Here is a 17,507-nt window from a genome sequence, read left to right as displayed (position 1 = left end):
CACCACTTTCTATTTCAAATTTTCCTTAACAACTTTAAGTTGTTGTTTAATACTAACATCAATTGTCTTGTGATTGGCGATAATAACAAAACCACCGATTAAACTATCGTCGATTTCTTCTTTAATGCTACGCACTTTTAAAGACATCTTTTTCTCTATAATTGGAAGCAAACGTTCTTTTTGTTCATCCGTTAAAGGATGAACAGACATAATCGTTACTTCAAAACGATTCGTTTCTCTCTCAAGACGGTTTAAACAATCTACAATCACATCATAAAAAAGATTTGATCGATGATTGTACAACAGAACTTGAATGAAGTTTTGTAATAATGGCGATGCAGAATCTTGGAAATAACTGACTGTTTTTTCCTTGTCAGACTCATCAACATCTACCTGAGCCAAAAAAGAAGGCAAGTCTGTTTCTTCAGCGACTTGCTTAATCTGGGTCAAGTCTGAGAAGATAGAATCTTCTTCTCCTTTTTCAATCACCAATTGGACAAAAGGCATGCTGTATTTTTCAATTACCTTTACTGTCTTTTTGTCCATTAAGCTTCTCCTAGCTGATCAATATACTGATCAATGAGTTCTTTATGGGCATGACCGTCAAGGTTTTGTGAGATAATTTTTCCAGCTAGACTAACTGTCAAATCTGCTACCTCACCTTTAACGCTTTGTAAAGCCTCAGCTTTGTTTTGCGCAATTTCTTGGTTAGCTTTTTCTTTCAAGCGGCCAGCTTCTAGCTTAGCTTCAGCCAGAATATCTGATTTGCTCTTTTCAGCTGTCTCCTTAGCATTTTCGATGATAGTTTTAGCTTCGCTTCGGCTACCTGCTAATTCATCTTCACGCTTTTGAGCAAGAGTTTCTGCTTTTTGACGAGCTTGTTCAGCACCATCAATATCAGCAGTAATCTTTTCTGCTCGTTCTTCGAAGACACTTGTCAAGTTTGACCATGCGAATTTTTTGACTAAGACGATCAAAAGGATAAAAGAGCCAGCAATTAAAATAAAGTTACCAATCAATTCACCTACTGTTACGTGCATCATTTACTCCTTTCTACTCTTCATCATTAATTTTATTTCCTAGATACATAGAAGACAAGACTGTGAATACATAGGCCTGAACACAGGAAATAAACACAGAAAATGCCGTCCAGACAAGATTGGTAACAAATGCGACTGGATACCAATAAAGTGCCTGATGAGAGAGAGTAATCAGCAAGCTTGCCATCACTTCTCCGGCAAAGATATTCCCGAACACCCGCAAGGCAAGTGATAGGAAATTCGTGACTTCTTCAAGGAGATTCATCGGTGTCATGAAACCTGGGGTTACAAAACCTTTTAGATATTTTTTAACACCGCGACGACGAATTCCTTCAATATGGGTCATCAGGATAATTCCGAATGACAAAGCCAAGTCAAACTGGAGATTTGCTGTTGGCGATGTCCAAAGGTTTGTCCCATCTGTAGTTTGAAGTTTCGCCATCAAACCAAGATTATTTGCGATAACCATAAAAAGAAATAAACACAAGTAAAAGAGTGAGTAATCTTTCATGTACCGTGAACCTACGTTAGGTTCTGTAAATCCGACTACAAAGTCATAGAGATACTCGAGTACATTTTGCTTTCCTTTGGGTTTTACAGTCATATTACGACTTGCCCAATAGATAAAGCTAAAAATAAGTGCCACAGACAACAAAGTCAATGCTGTCAAGGTTAAATCAAAGGTAACAGGACCAATATTGATGGTTGGATTGATACTTTCTTCCATCTAGAATCCTCCCTTTTCCATTTTATACTTCTCTTTATTTGATGATAAATGAAAATACGAGAGTTACAAAGAATGTTCCTTCGATAAAGGCGATCCCCATGATCATCAAACTACGCAATTGTGGGATGATATCTGGTTGGCGTGCTGCAGATTTGAACAAACCGTTCATCAAAAATCCTTCTGCAAGAGATACACCCATACAGGCAAGACATAGACCGAAAAATGTTAAATTCATGACGAATTCTCCTTTTTTAAATAAATTTACTTCCCTAGTTTAGTCCTAAAATTTGCTTTTGTCAACTTTTTACTAGCATTGAAAGCGTTTCTAATCATTTATTTCTATTTTTACGATTTTCAAGTCAATTTTATAGAAAATTTTAATGTCTTTTCAGATTGTTTTCCTTATCTTTCCTGTTTTTCTGAAAACAAAAATCCAAGTTTTACAACCTGGATTTATCGTTTCTTATTTAAAATAATAGGAATGGTGGCTCTGGCAAGCTGGATTAAAGAGTGCTGCACAATAAGGACAGCTCCCCTTTTCTCTATACTCCTCATAAGTTAGGATCTTCTTACAGGAACCACATAAGATGGGTTTATCCTGTTTAAGTCTTAAAGGGTAGGGAGAAAATATGTGTTCCTCAAGCTAATTGTGACACTGATAACAGGCATAGTATTTCTGACACTCATAGCATTGAAGAGCTACGATGTCTCTATCACTATGGTAATGAACACATCTGCTTTCATTATCTACTAGTAATCCATGAGCTTGAACCATTGACTTTCCTTATCTATGCACGAACTGTGACGCTGGTTCCATCTTCTTTGTAAAGATTGATCAAGCCTTCTTTCAAAGCACGGACCATATCACCGGACTGTACTGGTTGAGGAACCTTGATGGTCAAGAGTTCCATTGGGTTTGGTGCACGGTCAATTTTATTTCCTTTAGCATCATGAAGGTCTTCGATATAAGTTTCAAAATGACGGAAACCTGGACCGTAAAACTCAACTTGGTCACCTTCGTTGATAACGTTACGTTGGCGAATAGTTGCTGTTTGTGTCGCATCATCATAAGAAACCACTTCAGCAACAAACTTGTATTCTGGAATCTTACGACGAGCACCAAACAATTGTTCATTTTCAGATGGTGTTCCGTAATAGAAACCTGTAGCCAATTCACGTTGGGCCACCTTCCACATTTCATCAATCAAGTCTTGCTTAATAGCCTCAAACTTTTCAGGACTTTCAAGGTAGGCATCAACGGCAGCCTTGTAGCAGTTTGTCACTGTTGAAACATAGTGGATAGACTTCATACGACCTTCAATTTTAAGACTGTCCACACCATTTTCAATCATATCTGGAATATGGTCAATCATAGACATATCAACAGCTGACATTGAAAATTCTTCAGGAATTTCTCCCTTGAGACTCTTACGCTCTTTACCAAATGGCATATCGTAAAGGTCATATTTCCAACGGCAAGATTGTGAACATCCACCACGGTTGGCGTCACGCATACTCATATGGTTAGAAAGGGTACAACGACCAGAGTAGGAAATACACATAGCTCCATGTACGAAGGCTTCAATTTCTACATCTGTACGTTTGCGAATTTCTGCTAACTCTTCCATAGAAACCTCACGCGCCAAAACGACACGCGTCAATCCAAGTTCTTTCCAGAATTCAAGAGTTTCATAGTTGGTCGCACTAGCTTGTGTTGAAAGGTGGATTTCAAGTCCTGGTGCTTCTGTTGCTGCAATCATGATTAAGGCAGGGTCAGAAACAATAACCGCTGAAATACCAATATCACGCAACTTACGGAACCATTCTCCGGCACCTTCTTCATTTCCTTCGTGCATAACCATATTAGCAGCCACATATACCTTAGCTCCATACTTAGCCGCGAACTGAACTCCTTCTTCCATTTGTTCGAAAGTGAAGTTTCCCGCACGGCTACGTAGACCATAGGCCTGACCACCGATAAAGACAGCATCTGCTCCGTATTGAACAGCTACTTTTAGTTTTTCTAGTGTTCCTGCAGGTGATAGAACCTCAGGACGTTTCAAAGTTTTTGTCATTTTTTCTCCTATTTGCAATATAAAAGTTTGACACCAATCTTAACTATTTTATAGTAAACAGGATTCAAAATCAAGCCTTGAATGATTGTTTAGACAATTTTAATGTTTAGTTTTCTCTGAAAACCTTATTGAACAGTTTCAACATTCCAAGTAGTCCAGCCTTTAAAACGTATAGCACCCTTTTTGTCAGTTTTTAATACCAAATTCTCAAGTTCTTTATCTTCTTGGTTATTCTCCCCATTTTTAACTTTAAATGATTTTTTCTTGTCTACCGAAATGACTGTGATTTTAGCTTGTAAAGTTTTGAAGACCTCACCATCTGTCTTTTTCTTCGATGCTTGCTGATGAGTTATTACTACATCTGCTTGGTGTTTTGAGGAATGACTCGTCAAGAACTTTTCCTCTGTATTTCCAGTAACTAGAAAGGTTTGATTTAGTAACTTTCCATACATTGTAATTGAATCACTTTTATCCTTATTTTGAGTTGCGATTACTTCCAAATTACTCCCAAAAATAGGTAACTGCTGTCCAGTTTTGATGGCAACTATCTTGACTTTGCTCTCCTTCAACTTATCCATGAATTCTCTCTGTGATAGAGTTTCTTCAGTTACTAGAATTTCTCTAAGCTGGAAGGCTTTACTGATCTCTAACACATGATCTAACTGCTTAGTATCACTAGTCGTCAGAACCAACTGATCAATCTTGGCCACTCCTCGACTTTTCAGATAAGGAATTAAACTACGTTTGGCATTGCTGGTAATAGCTTTCTCCTGCCAGACTTCTTTCTTTTCAACTGCTAGCTTTTCACCAACATCCAGTAGTATGGTCTTCCCTGACATGTCTCTTAGGAAAATGCTTCGCCCCTGTTCCATATCTAGGACTGTGATTTCATTTTCTAGTGGATGCTTGGTTACTAAAAAGAGTGAGATGGCAACTATGACAAGCATAGATATTTTTTTCAAATTCTTTCGATAGTCGTAGATGAGAGCTAAAGAAATCAAAAGAAGGATTAAAATCCAAAGACTCGGATGACCAAAAACAAGAGGCCTCGTAGATAGCTGAGAAATATAGCGTATGATGTTTTCTAGCCATTCAAATAGAAAGTTGAACTGGGTGATGGGATATATAAATGACAGACAGAAGAGAATCGATAAAAGTGGCAATAGGAACATGTCAAACAAGAATGAAAAGACAAATGTCAAGAGAATGGACCATGGTTGAAATTCTGAAAAATAAAAAGATAGAATTGGCAGAATTCCCAAGGAAATAATACAACTCTCTCTAATCAAACCTTTTATCCCTGCTACTTCCTCACCAGTCATTGTCAGGATAAAGGCATAAGCACAGGAAAGAACTCCCCCAGCAGTTAAGAAAAAGTTTGGCATGATAAGAAATAGAATAAGAATCGTTAAAGCAAAATTATCCAATGACTTGAAGCCATGCTGAGCCAATAGCTTTTGGAGGAGACTACGAATAACAGAGGCTGAAAATCCTGTCAAACCTGCATAGACTAAGGAGAAGGGATAGGCTAGCCATTTGAACTTTTCTTGCGTCAAACCCAAACGCAGAAGTAACTTCTTGAAAGCATCCATGAAAAATCCGACCTGCATTCCAGACAAAGCAAAAAGGTGAATAATCCCTAGGCTGGAATAAAGTTCATTCATTTCCTCAAAATCTGTATCTAAATGTCCCAATAAAAGACCTGTCATATAATTGCGCATGGGATCGGGAAAATTCCTTTTTATCCAGACAACTGCTTTTCTCCGCAAACTTGATAGATTTTCTCCAATATCCCAACTGGAAATTTGCTTTAATTCCACAATTTCGGATATGGTCATAGTCTGATAAATTCCTTGTGTTTTGAGATAGTTTCGATAATCAAAACCCGCAAAATTACTGGCTCCTTGAGGACTAGCTAGCTTGCCTTTCACAACCATTTCATGTAGTTCAGATAAATCTTGAAATTTTTCCTTTTCAACTTCTGACTGGAGTTTATAATAGACCTGAAAGAGTCTGCCCTCAGCCTTGCCACGAAAAGATAAGCTATCACCATTTACTTTGATGGTATCCGGTAATATTCTCACTGTATCAACCGTGTCTACAAGATTCCGACTGGCTTCTTCTTGCTGCCATTTTTGAAAAATAAACCAACTCCCAAATATGCTGCAAATCAAGAGGACCTTGGTTACCGTCTTCCATGGAAATTGGAAAAAGAGGCAGACCAGTAAAAAAACAAAGCCCAAAAGTGCTAAGACACTCGCTGAAAAGATAGCATAGTAGAACCATAGCAAAAGAAAACTAAGATAGATTTTTGGAATTGGAAAGCGACTAATCCACTGTAACATACTCTTTTAACTTTTCTATCGTTTTTGTACCAATACCAGAAACCTTTTTGAGCTCATCAACTGACTTAAATTTACCGTTGGAATCACGATGGTCGATAATATCTTGAGCACGTTTAGCACCTAATCCTTTGACTTGTTTAAGCTCCTCTAAACTGGCTTTATTGAGATTGACTTTCTTATTTTCCTTGCTGTTAGAAGCATTTGATTGTGTTGCTTGACTAGTATCTTCTCCCTTAGTTGGAACATAGACAAGTGCTTCGTCACTAATTTTCTGAGCAAGATTGATAGACTTACTGTCTGCATTATCTGTCAAGCCACCAGCTTTTTGAACAGCATCATTGATTCGACTTCCAACTGGCAAATCATAAATTCCTGGCGATTTAACAGCGCCTTTGACATCGACAGTAATCAAATCTTGCTCCACCACTTCTTCCTTCTGATTTTTATCTTCCTTTTCATCCGTCGAATCCTTTGAAACAGTTGTAACTTCTGTTTGCAAATTGCTTTCCTTAGTCGGTGTTTGAGCGACTGGTTTTAGGAGGAAAAATCCACCTAAGACCAAACCCAAACTAGCACAGATAACAATGATTTTGTATTCTTTGATTTTCTCAATAAGTTCTTCCATATTTTCTCCTCTCTTAGATTATTCGTAAGAGAAAGAAAAAACAGCTGAAAAAACTTTTCAACTGCTTACTTATTTGCAAAATAATCTTCCTTGGTTAAAATGTAATGTACACGTGTTACAATTCGTCCTGGTTCTTTATAGTCCATTCTAGCATATGGTTCTTCGTGGGAGAAGTGCATACCTGATTTCTCCATGACTTTTCCTGACGCAGGATTATCCTTATCGTGAAGGGCCGTCAACTTATTCATCCCAATCTTTTCAAAAGCCAGTTCAATTACAGCTCTGTTGGCTTCTGTCGTCAAACCTTGATTCCAATATTTTTGATTGATAATGTAACCAATGGCTGCCTTCTTAAGAACAGTATCCATCTTGTGCAGGTCAATAGTTCCGATAAACTCTCCAGTACTTTTTAGTTCAATTCCCCATCGCCCCAAGGGATTGGCTAGATAAAACTGGGCAATATTATTCTTGGTTTCCTCTAAACTTTGATTGGTTGGAAAAGTGTAGCGCGTATTGTCTCTGTCTGAGGCATACTCAAACATAGCTTCTGCATCATCAAGTGTTACAGGTCTAAGTACTAAGCGTTCTGTTTCGATAATTTGATGCTTAGCTAGTTTGATAAATAGTGATTCCATGATTGCACCTCTCAAAATAGATTGCTAAAAGAATAACATAAAAGAAATAGGTTTACAAGTTTTTCATGTGAACAATGAAAAAACACTTCTTTCAAAGATATTTTCTCATTATAAAAATGTTACTCTCATAGTTTCACTCATAAACTTCCAATTATTGTTACCTATTTTCCAAATAAATCTTTAGTAATTAAGGGGAATCCTCCAAAACCTACAAAGCCTGTGTTCCTATCGTCAAAATAACCTTCACGAAATAAAACTATTCCACCACTACCAACCACATTCTCAATATACTCACTATTTTCTGCTATTGTTTTTGAAAAACCTGACTGTAAAAAAGTGGTAACTTTAAGTCCCTCCGGCAACAATAATAAATGAGCTGTTTGTTTTGCTAGCAAGATTGAAACAATATCTGAAACAGACTCTCTACCTAATACTTGAATTCCACCAAAAAATTTCACTTTATCATTCTTCGTAATCATAATCTCTTGAGAATAAATTGCATTCCTAACTTCCAGGTGTTGCTTTTTTAGCAATTTCCAAAGTTTATAATATTGGGATATTCTAGTATTATCATTAAAGCAATCATCTCCTAATACTAAATATATATTGAATTTATTTTTAGTTGAATAATCATATAATTGCGAAATCAAATACTGTAAATACTCCTCCCTTCTTCTATAGTCACCAATAATCTCCCATCGTCCCGCATAGATATTAAATGCCGATGTAAAGTGAATAAGAGAAGAATCTATATTGGTATCTTCATAAATAATCACGCAGCTTTTCCCTCACTAAATTAAGTTTATTTTCTAAAAGCTTAACAAAAAATACAATACAAATCAATAATTTCCCTTGCCTTTTAAAGCGGTTTCATATACAATAAAGTCATCACAAAAACTCTGAAGAATGATGTGATACATAAATTGAAACAGCGTAATAGAAAGTGAGTTATCCTATGCTAATTGGAATTCCTAAGGAAATTAAAAATAATGAAAATCGTGTTGCTTTGACACCTGCTGGTGTACAGAGTCTTGTTGGTCGTGGTCACCGAGTCCTCATCGAAACAAATGCAGGTCTTGGATCTGGCTTTGCTGATACTGACTATGAAAAGCAAGGAGCAGAAATTGTCGCAACTGCTGCTGAAGCCTGGGCAGCAGAATTAGTGGTCAAAGTAAAAGAACCCCTTGCTAGTGAGTACCAGTTCTTGCGTGAGGATTTACTTCTTTTCACCTACTTACACATGGCTGCTGCTCCAGAATTGGCTGATGCTATGCTTGCAGCTAAAACAACTGGTGTTGCTTATGAGACAGTCCGTGATACTCAAGGACAACTCCCACTTCTTGTTCCAATGAGTGAGGTAGCTGGTCGTATGGCAGTCCAAATCGGAGCCCACTTCTTGACGAAACAAGCTGGCGGTTCAGGAGTTCTACTCGGTGGTGTCCCTGGTGTTCCTAAAGGAAAAGTAACCATTATCGGTGGTGGTGTCGTTGGTACACACGCAGCTCGCATTGCGCTAGGTTTGGGAGCTCAAGTAACCATTCTTGATATCAGCGCTAAACGCCTCTCAGTCCTTGAAGACGTCTTTGGTCACCAAATCCAAACTTTGATGTCTAACCCATTTAATATCGAAGCAAGTGTGCGTGAAGCAGACGTTGTGATCGGTGCTGTCTTGATTCCTGGTGCCAAAGCTCCGAAATTGGTGACAGATGAAATGGTACAACAAATGCGTCCTGGTTCTGTCATCGTTGACGTTGCTGTTGACCAAGGTGGTGTTATAGCGACAGCTGACCGAGTGACAACTCACGATGAACCAGTCTATGAAAAACACGGTGTTCTTCACTATGCGGTTGCCAACATCCCTGGAGCAGTTGCTCGCACATCTACGATTGCCCTTACAAATGTGACTCTTCCTTATATCGAAGCCTTGGCAGGTAAAGAATTTAAGAAAGCTATCCTTGAAGACGCAGGCTTGCTTGAAGGTGTAACAACCTATCAAGGATACCTCACCAGCCAACCAGTTGCAGAAGGCTTGGATCGTGACTTCACTTCAATCAGTGAACTTGTCTAAAATGATTTATAAATTTAAACTACAAAAATAGAATGCTACGTAAAAACTAGCTTCTAAATCTCAAAAACGAGCATTTCCGTTCTTGGAGATGCTCGTTTTCTGATGTCATGGTTTATAATTTAAATTTTGATAGACTCTAGTTTCTAATCAATGTGATCACTATTTGTCAATATTAATCCTTTCAATCAATTCATTAGTTATCTAAACTAAGTCCATTAATTCATTCTAAAAGAGTATAATTATCAATGTAAACTTAAGAATTAAGTATTAAATAGTAATTGTCAGCAAACTGTTTAACCATCACAGTATCTAATCTCAACACATAAACCTTTTTTTCATCCATACCTTTTATCTTAATCTTGATCTTTTCTCTTCAATCCAAGAAGTGCTCCTACTATAAACAATATTCCGGCAATGAATGGTGTAAGAACTTCTCTAACCATTCCGGTTTTTGGCAATCTGTCAGAATTGTTAGTATCCGATTTACTATCGATATTGGTATGTTTATTAGCTATATTCTCTGGTTCATTAAGATAAACTTCCTTCTTATTTTCAAAGTTTTTATCATTTTCATCAGGAACTGTAACTTTGACATCCTCAGTTGAATCAGATTGTGTTTTTTCTTTCTTTTTCGATACATCAAAAGTAGGTTTATTTTCCTCCTCCTTTTTATCCTCTATTTTCTTGAATACAGGTTTTATAAGGGTATCTTTTGATAGATTAAGAACATAGCCAGCGTCTTTTTTCCCTTCGAAACCAGAAATTTCCCAGCCATCAAATTGATATCCTTTTTCTAATTCACCCTCATAAACAGGTAAAATGAAATCTTCTTCCGACACTATCTTAGAACTCATTTCTTTTCCATTTTGAATGGTCACAGTTACCATCTGAGGTTTTAGTTCGCTCACCTCTCCCGTATCTTTGTTTAAAATGAATTCTTTTACGGTTGTATTTCTTGCAAAATCTTTTACAACAATCTTAATGTTTAGTGTCTTATCTGTTAGTTGTTTAATATCATCAAATGATTTGTATTCTTTTCCATTTACATAAATATGTTTGTCTTGAATCTCACCATCGAATCCATTATTTCTTTTATCATTGATGTTAAAGACAACAGATTTTCCGTCAGCATATTCAATACTAGTATTTCCCTTAGGATCAATGTTTACTTCTGGTTTAACATTATCATATAAAAATTGATAGTGTACTCCAACCGCTTTCGCATTCAAATCGCTATAGCCAGTTTGAAGATAAACATTTCCATCCATATCTGTTACCTTATCTGGGAATCCGTTTGCTTTATAGTCTTTCATTCCCCAGTCCATGATGTCACCGTCTTTAACATTAAGCTTAATGTTAAAATCTCTAGTGTTATCAATGTGTAAATCTCCGTAGATTAAATAATTATCTACAACCGATTCATTAACTCTCAACTCCCAGTTAAAACCACCCTTATCAGAAATCTTACCTCTTAAATGGAATTCTGGATTTCGTACATAGATTTTATTCAATTTAGATGGATTAAAGTAGTTCTTGTCCATTGAAAGATTTACTGGTTTTGCATCAATAAATAACGTAGAGCCATCTTCTTTTATAGCTTCTACATTGGACTTATCCTCTCCTGTGTACTCTTTACCATCCTTACCAAATAATACCAGTTTAGAAGAATCTGTCACAAGATTTCCATCTTTATCGATTGCCTCCCTTTTATCATTCATTTTAAAGGTAAACACTTGATATTTTACAATGTTAAAGCCGTCCAAAGCCGACATTAATACTGATTGAGTACTTCTTCCATCTTCAACATTTCTACTATCAGCATAAATTATTTTTTCTGAAAGGACTCTTAGATTAGGATTGGTCTTTTGGATTTTTGCTATATCTTCCTTGTTATAGACTCCATTTCCTTCTAACATATCCGTTTTTCCAGGATTATAGGTAGTCACTTTTAGTGCATAGCCTTTTCTTAGAATAATGTTATCTTTTAACAGATATTGTTGTTTTTCTGAATCAGAATAGATTTTACCAGATTCCATTTCCGTTAAATTGGTTGGTTTGTTTTTTGAAAGATCACCTTCTCCTAATTCTATTACATTTCCATAACTTGATGCATAGGGATATTCTGTTTTAGTTTCCTTATTTTTTTCAGGCATTCTAATTTTAGTTTCAGCTTTTATCTGATCATCATCTTTCACAAAGAATCTCATATCTCCTGCAAAAGCTAATCCATCCACAATATCATTAATATTAGCGTATAAATCAAATGTCATCGTTTTTGAATGTGAATCATACTTGGTCGTTTTGATTTCTATCGATTTATAGTTATTGCCATAATATACCTTGGCATTTTTAGAAACATTACTTATCTTTCCAAGAATTTCAAAGTGTCCATCTTTAGACGGGCTTAAAACACCATAAATTTTTGATTTGATTTCGTCAAGCTTTTCAGTTTCATATTCTAAGGCACTACCATCGTCATAAGCAATGATATTTCCCTTATCATCGTATTTATAATCGTATTCCTCTGTTCTCTTACCAGTTTCACTTGTAAAATCATCAACTTCTCTAAATCTCTTTTTAATGAGTTTCTTTAAGTCTTTGCTTTCAAAATCTCTAATTGTTGAAATAGCTTTATTGATAGTAAAGCTAGATTTTTCTTCGATAGACTCTTCATTGTCTTGATGATGTTCTACTTCAGTTGTATCTTTTTTAAGACTATCCTCTTTTCTATTTTCTAAATTTTTAAATTTAGATTCGGCAATCTCACCAAGTTTTTGGTATTTAGATGAATCTTGGTCAGGATCTACTAGATAATAGGAAATCATCCCCTTTTCATCAGCATGATCAGCAAATTTAATTCTATGAATCTTTGTGAAATTGCTAGAACCATCTAATGCAATGACTTCAATGATTTTTCCTCTTAAATCTCCTGCACCATTAATTTCATAAATGGTATTTCCATCTTTGTCAAGTTTTCTGTTTCTTCCTTGACCCTCACCTGCGTAAGTTACTTCAAGATTTTTCTCAACCTCTCCATCTTCATTAACCAGAGCGGCGCCAGCATACCAAACTTCGTTGGCAATCTCTTCAAATTTTTCAGGATGTTCTTTCTGATCTCTCGCAAATAAAGTTTCATTCTTGTATTGCTCTTTGACCTTGTGATAAGTATCCTTTGTAATCAGCTTAATTTTTTCAGGATTTGAAAAATCAACCGAAACAATCTTAGGGGCTGTGTTATCAATTTTTACAGGAATATAGGAAACCTGCCATGGATAATCTTTAGTTAATCTATATTTAAATTTATAGAAATATTGACCTTCCGCAATCGGTTCAAATTGACCTCTTATCTTAGTAGCAGGATCTTTGGTATCCTTGCTTTCTGGTGCATTTTCTTCTCTACCTCTAGGATTATAGATGAGTCCATCCCATTTCAAGTCGCCCCAAACTTTTAGCTTAGAAGATTTGATTCCCTTTGCATCATTTCTTTTAGAGTTTAAAATTCCTTTAACAAAGTGTTCTCTCGAAATGACTTTTAAGTCTCTTTGATTTTCTCCCTCTTTATTTGTATTTACTATTGAAATCATTCCTTCTTCTGCACTTCTTAATACAAGTGGAGAAGGTGTTAATCCTCTCTCAAGTTGAGCATCTTGAGGATTTCCATTTGAATCTAAAGGATAAATTTTAGCAATATTAGAACCACTTGATGATGGTGCGTTGATCCCTTCGTTATTGAAAGCAAATAATTCTGGATTTTGATCTAGGGATGTTGTATTTTTATCTTTTCTATTTTGTATAACTCCTGCTGGATTAAATTTATCTATACCATGTTCTCCACCAATCCCCTTATTTAAGGTTCCTGGAATTTTTGGTTTACCATCATCATCATAACCTTCCATTGTTTTTGATTTTGAACCTTCTTCCCAGGCCCATTTATCAAGGATTGGTTCGTGGTTCCAATTTCCAGCAAACCCCATTAGAGGCATCGATAAAGAAGGTTGGAAATTTGTTTTCTTCCCATTGGAGTTTAGAGCTTCCATTTCTTCCACTGACTCAAAATGAATAAATGATTCTACAAATTTATTTTTATTTTTAGCCTCTCCAACGTTTATAACCGCATTTAAATCAAAGCTAGAATTTGGGCCTATAGTGAAAGTGTCATGCTCAAATGTAATATTTGCATCTTTTACTTTCTCTGGGTGAATTTCTGGAACAATTTGCTTACCATCTGGAGATTTTTCATCTTTGTATGTTTCATCCAGTTTTAGTCTATCAGTTAGAGCATCTGTAGTTACTGCTGATGCTGAAACTTTAAAGGTTAAAGGTCTGTTTGATGTATTGTGAAGCTTAATTGTAAAGTATTTTTTATCTCCTTTTATTTCTTTAAGAGAAACAGAACCATAAGAGTTTACCAAACCTTTAGAATCCGTGTTTTTGAAAGTCGCTACAACTTCATTTCTCAAAGCATTGACAACATTAATTAGCCCTGCTCCCTGTTGTCTAGGTGATGCAAAGTATTGACTTTTTTCTTTCCAAGAAGTCGCATCCATCATAGGCCGTGCAGTATTTTGTAGGGCAATTTTTGTAAGACTTGTAAGATCTATTTTGTCATCTCCCTTAAGATTTTTCAATAGAGGTCTTTCAAGCATTTCCTTTAACTTTGGTCTAATCAAAACAGTAGAAGCTGCCACGATTGGAGTTGCCATACTAGTCCCTGACATATATCCATAAGTTGACTTTCCATTAATGACATTAAGAGTAGATTTAATATTTTTACCTGGTGCTGAGACATCAGGTTTTAAAAGTAAATCTGTTCTAGGTCCCCAAGATGTGGATCCTGCTGGAACTATGACATCTTCTTTATACAATTCTTTGTCTGTGTCAGGTGCAAACTTAAAGTCAATCTCTTTTTCGTCACCTACATTCGGTTTATTAGAATTATAGCTGGCCATATCAATTGGATAGTATTGCTCCAATTTATCTTTGAAATCTTCCTTACTATTTCTTTTAACCTCAGTTTTTTTATCAGGATTAATCATGTTCCATAGCTTTACACCATCATCTCCTGAAATTGAAAATACTTGACTTTTAGTCCCTTCATCCGCTTCATATCCCATGGCTGGAAGCTCTGTCCAATTATCTCTATTGTAGTAATTGACAGTATTTACAACCATAATGGCGCGTGCGCCCTTATCCGTTGCTCTTTTAAAAGCATCTTTTAAATCCTTGGTATAAATTCGATCCATTACTGCAATTTTGCCCTTAAGATCCAATCCTATCAAATCTTTGTCTTGACCTTTGCCTATATATACAAAGTTTAATTTACTAGGAGCTTTTGAACCGTCTTCATTTGTTGTGATTTTATTCTTATCGAAAAAGGCCCCTATATTTCTGTATTTAAAATTTTCTCCACCTATGTTGACTTTATCAAACTCAACTGTCTGATTTTTAGCAGAAGCGACCGCTATCGCATCTTCATGTGCTGCAGTTCGCGTTACATTTCCAGTGTCGGTCATTTTCAGATTATTATTTGCCACTAAATCCCATGAAGAACTTGAAGCAGAAGTCGCATAGTTACCCGTAGCTACAACCATTGGAATGCCTGCTTTTCTTAACGCTCTAATAGCTTCCCAATATTTCTCACCTACAAGACCTGTTCCTGTAAAGCCAGATGATACCGAAACAACATCGACATTGTGTTTGATCGAATCTTCAATAGCATGAAACATTGTTTCATCTCCTGCGAAGCCAGATCCTGCGTCAGAGTACATTTTATAAGAGAAGATCTGTGCATTAGGAGCAATTCCATCTATTCCGTTAAAGTTTTTAATATCTTTTTCAGTATCATTTCCCGCAAGAATTCCTGCAATATGCATTCCATGTGGATCAAAATAATCGCTTCCATCATCAGCTTTTTCTACAGTGATTTTACCACCATTATAATAATTGAACGCATGAGGGATTTTATCACTCAACCAGAAATTTTTATCAGTACCTTTTAAGTCTTCTTTTTTGAATCTCATTGAGCCTTTAGCATCATCATCAATCCTCATGGCCTTATGCCTATAATCTGTCCCGGTATCGATATTTGAAATGACCATACCCCTACCATCAAAATTTTTACCAAATGGAGCATTGATAGATTTTAGATAATCAATTGCCTCTTCAACTCCAATTTCCTTTCTAGCATGATTCATCATTGGCTGAACTTTTTGTGATCGTTCAACCGATGAGATACCTTCTATTAGTTTAATTTTGTCCAGATTATCTGGAGTTGTTTCTATTGCAACACCATTAAAAACCGTATCATAAGTATATAAAACTTTTGTATCCTTAAGATTGGATAATGCCTTGATTGCTTTTTCTCCAGATTCCTTATCTTTAAATTCAGCAATATAGACAAGTTTATCCTCTTTTTGGGGACTTTCTGGGTCTTTACTTGCAGACGAATCCGCATTATCTCCTTGTGATTGATTGGAGTCTTCTTTGATACTTGCTCCTTCGTTACTAGTTTTTTTGTCTATCTCAGACTTTCTACTAACAACTTCTTTTTCCTCAATAACTGTTGTTTTCTTCTCTTCAGTATCCTTTGAAGTTTCTATAGCATTATGAATATCTTCATGTTTTTCTTTGTTTTCTTTTTGTTTACCTACTACTACTTTTTCTTTATCAGAGATAGTTACAGCATCTTCAGAACTAGATGTTTCTGCTAAGACTACCTCGTTAGGGACATATGCTGCTAAAATAACTGCAGCTGTAGTTAATGACAATACTGTACTTTTTTTCATTTTAATTCCTTACATATTTATTTAACTTCCAATAGATAGAAAACTTTAACTTTGCTAGCCTTTGTTATAAAAAGTTTTACTAAGTATTATCTAGGAAATAGAGTAGTACATTTATATATAATTGTTAGCTCTCTGAAAAATAGTATATCAATTAAAAAAATTTAAGTCAAGAAAAAATTAATACAGGTTAATTTTTTTATTAATGTGTGTTAATTTTATAGAGTCCAAAACTTTCGTAGTTAACTGAGATACATTATAGGCACATTCACACCATCAAAAGTAGTAATAATCAAGTTGAACCACTAGCATCATTTAAGTTTGGAAGTAAATCATTCCTACGATATTCCATCAACTCACGAAGCGAGAATGATTAGCCTATTTGTTGACAATATCCCTAGTCAAGTATTACTGAAATAGACCTCTCACACTGGTCGCCCTGCCTTTCGTCCAACCATACTCATGAAGATGACCATATTCGCTTATGGTCGTCAAGTGTTCTTTGGACGTAAAATCGTTCAAATGAACGAAGAAGTCATTTCCATGAAATGGTTGAGCCAAGATACCTATGTTAGCTATAAAACGATTAATAACTTCCGCTCCAGTAAACATGCCAACAACCTAATCAAAATTGACTTAAAAGTACTAAACGAGACAGATAACCCAATGAACTGGGAATATCTTGAGGACACGGACCAGTTTATAAAGCCCGACGGCCTAGTTTATTCCTTTAAGAACTACTCTAGTCGAACTGATAAGGATGGCTTTCAACGTGATTTCAAGATTTACGAGGCGGATAAAGTTCAAGATACTCCTGAGTTAGAACAGTTAGCTAAAACAGATAGTGGAAATCAGAAACAAATCCATTATAATCCAACTTGGAATTACTTTAAGGAACTCCTTAAGCAAACATTACATAGTGAAGAAGGCTCTCGAATCTATGCAAAACAGAAAATCGATGTTGAACCCGTTTTTGGTAGATTGAAGAGTGTTTTTGGCGTGCGCAGAGTGCATGTCAGAGGTAAACAAGCTGTCGCAACAGAGATAGGATTCATCTTTATAAGCATGAATCTCACCAAGTTGGCCAAGAATCTAGCCTCTAAAACATCCACTATTCAAAAACCACACAGTGTTTCTTTCAGCTTGATTATATTCAAGACTGGAATCACTGTGTGGTTTTATTTGGAAGCGAGTTTTTGCCAACCTTTTT

Annotated in this window: 11 protein-coding genes and 2 pseudogenes; 2 read left to right on the top strand and 11 right to left on the bottom strand. The window is 35.9% G+C overall.

Annotation, left to right across the window (positions count from 1 at the left end; genetic code table 11):
* Positions 1 to 9: 9 nt before the first annotated feature.
* The 10 genes and pseudogenes from QM917_RS08815 to QM917_RS08770 all read right to left on the bottom strand — a co-directional run bounded on the left by QM917_RS08815 (position 10) and on the right by QM917_RS08770 (position 8,223).
* The gene (locus QM917_RS08815) at positions 10 to 546 is read right to left on the bottom strand and encodes a F0F1 ATP synthase subunit delta (RefSeq protein WP_414285482.1); all 537 of its coding nucleotides are present in this window, start codon (positions 544 to 546) and stop codon (positions 10 to 12) included.
* A complete protein-coding gene (gene atpF, locus QM917_RS08810) occupies positions 546 to 1,040 on the bottom strand; it encodes a F0F1 ATP synthase subunit B (protein WP_153224986.1) in 495 nt (164 codons plus the stop codon). The genes QM917_RS08815 and atpF overlap by 1 nt, the downstream gene beginning before the upstream one ends.
* Before the next feature lie 13 nt (positions 1,041 to 1,053).
* Positions 1,054 to 1,767, bottom strand: coding sequence for a F0F1 ATP synthase subunit A (atpB, locus tag QM917_RS08805; protein ID WP_153224987.1), 714 nt, complete (start codon positions 1,765 to 1,767; stop codon positions 1,054 to 1,056).
* Positions 1,768 to 1,801: 34 nt separating this feature from the next.
* Positions 1,802 to 2,002: a F0F1 ATP synthase subunit C gene (locus QM917_RS08800; RefSeq protein WP_001054552.1), complete on the bottom strand. Its 201-nt coding sequence runs from the start codon at positions 2,000 to 2,002 to the stop codon at positions 1,802 to 1,804.
* Between the two features lie 228 nt (positions 2,003 to 2,230).
* Positions 2,231 to 2,542, bottom strand: a pseudogene (locus QM917_RS08795) (CHY zinc finger protein).
* A 13-nt stretch (positions 2,543 to 2,555) separates the two neighbouring features.
* Positions 2,556 to 3,842 carry a peptidase U32 family protein gene (locus tag QM917_RS08790; RefSeq protein WP_414285481.1) on the bottom strand — a complete coding sequence of 429 codons (1,287 nt, stop codon included), beginning with the start codon at positions 3,840 to 3,842 and terminating at the stop codon, positions 2,556 to 2,558.
* A 125-nt stretch (positions 3,843 to 3,967) separates the two neighbouring features.
* Positions 3,968 to 6,187: a ComEC/Rec2 family competence protein gene (locus QM917_RS08785; RefSeq protein WP_414285480.1), complete on the bottom strand. Its 2,220-nt coding sequence runs from the start codon at positions 6,185 to 6,187 to the stop codon at positions 3,968 to 3,970.
* Positions 6,171 to 6,812 carry a helix-hairpin-helix domain-containing protein gene (locus QM917_RS08780; RefSeq protein WP_414285479.1) on the bottom strand — a complete coding sequence of 214 codons (642 nt, stop codon included), beginning with the start codon at positions 6,810 to 6,812 and terminating at the stop codon, positions 6,171 to 6,173. The genes QM917_RS08785 and QM917_RS08780 overlap by 17 nt, the downstream gene beginning before the upstream one ends.
* Before the next feature lie 65 nt (positions 6,813 to 6,877).
* Positions 6,878 to 7,447: a GNAT family N-acetyltransferase gene (locus tag QM917_RS08775; protein ID WP_414285478.1), complete on the bottom strand. Its 570-nt coding sequence runs from the start codon at positions 7,445 to 7,447 to the stop codon at positions 6,878 to 6,880.
* A 161-nt stretch (positions 7,448 to 7,608) separates the two neighbouring features.
* On the bottom strand, positions 7,609 to 8,223 hold the full coding sequence (locus QM917_RS08770) for a hypothetical protein (protein ID WP_414285477.1): 615 nt from the start codon (positions 8,221 to 8,223) through the stop codon (positions 7,609 to 7,611).
* Positions 8,224 to 8,402: 179 nt separating this feature from the next.
* Here QM917_RS08770 and ald point away from each other — a divergent pair, with 179 nt between their 5' ends.
* Complete coding sequence (gene ald / locus QM917_RS08765) at positions 8,403 to 9,515, top strand: alanine dehydrogenase (RefSeq protein ID WP_414285476.1); 1,113 nt, start codon at positions 8,403 to 8,405, stop codon at positions 9,513 to 9,515.
* A 353-nt stretch (positions 9,516 to 9,868) separates the two neighbouring features.
* On the opposite strand, the gene QM917_RS08760 is transcribed toward ald, so the two are convergent.
* The gene (locus tag QM917_RS08760) at positions 9,869 to 16,300 is read right to left on the bottom strand and encodes a S8 family serine peptidase (RefSeq protein WP_414285475.1); all 6,432 of its coding nucleotides are present in this window, start codon (positions 16,298 to 16,300) and stop codon (positions 9,869 to 9,871) included.
* A 318-nt stretch (positions 16,301 to 16,618) separates the two neighbouring features.
* On the opposite strand from QM917_RS08760, the pseudogene QM917_RS08755 reads away from it, so the two are divergent.
* Positions 16,619 to 17,506, top strand: a pseudogene (locus QM917_RS08755) (transposase); the annotation flags it as partial.
* Between the last annotated feature and the right edge of the window lies 1 nt (position 17,507).

Origin of the sequence: Streptococcus infantis, assembly GCF_047460685.1 — a bacterium.
GTDB classification, from domain to species: Bacteria; Bacillota; Bacilli; order Lactobacillales; family Streptococcaceae; genus Streptococcus; species Streptococcus infantis_AD.
The sequence above is the reverse complement of the archived record's forward strand: the minus strand, read 5'-3'. Positions and strand labels throughout refer to the sequence as shown.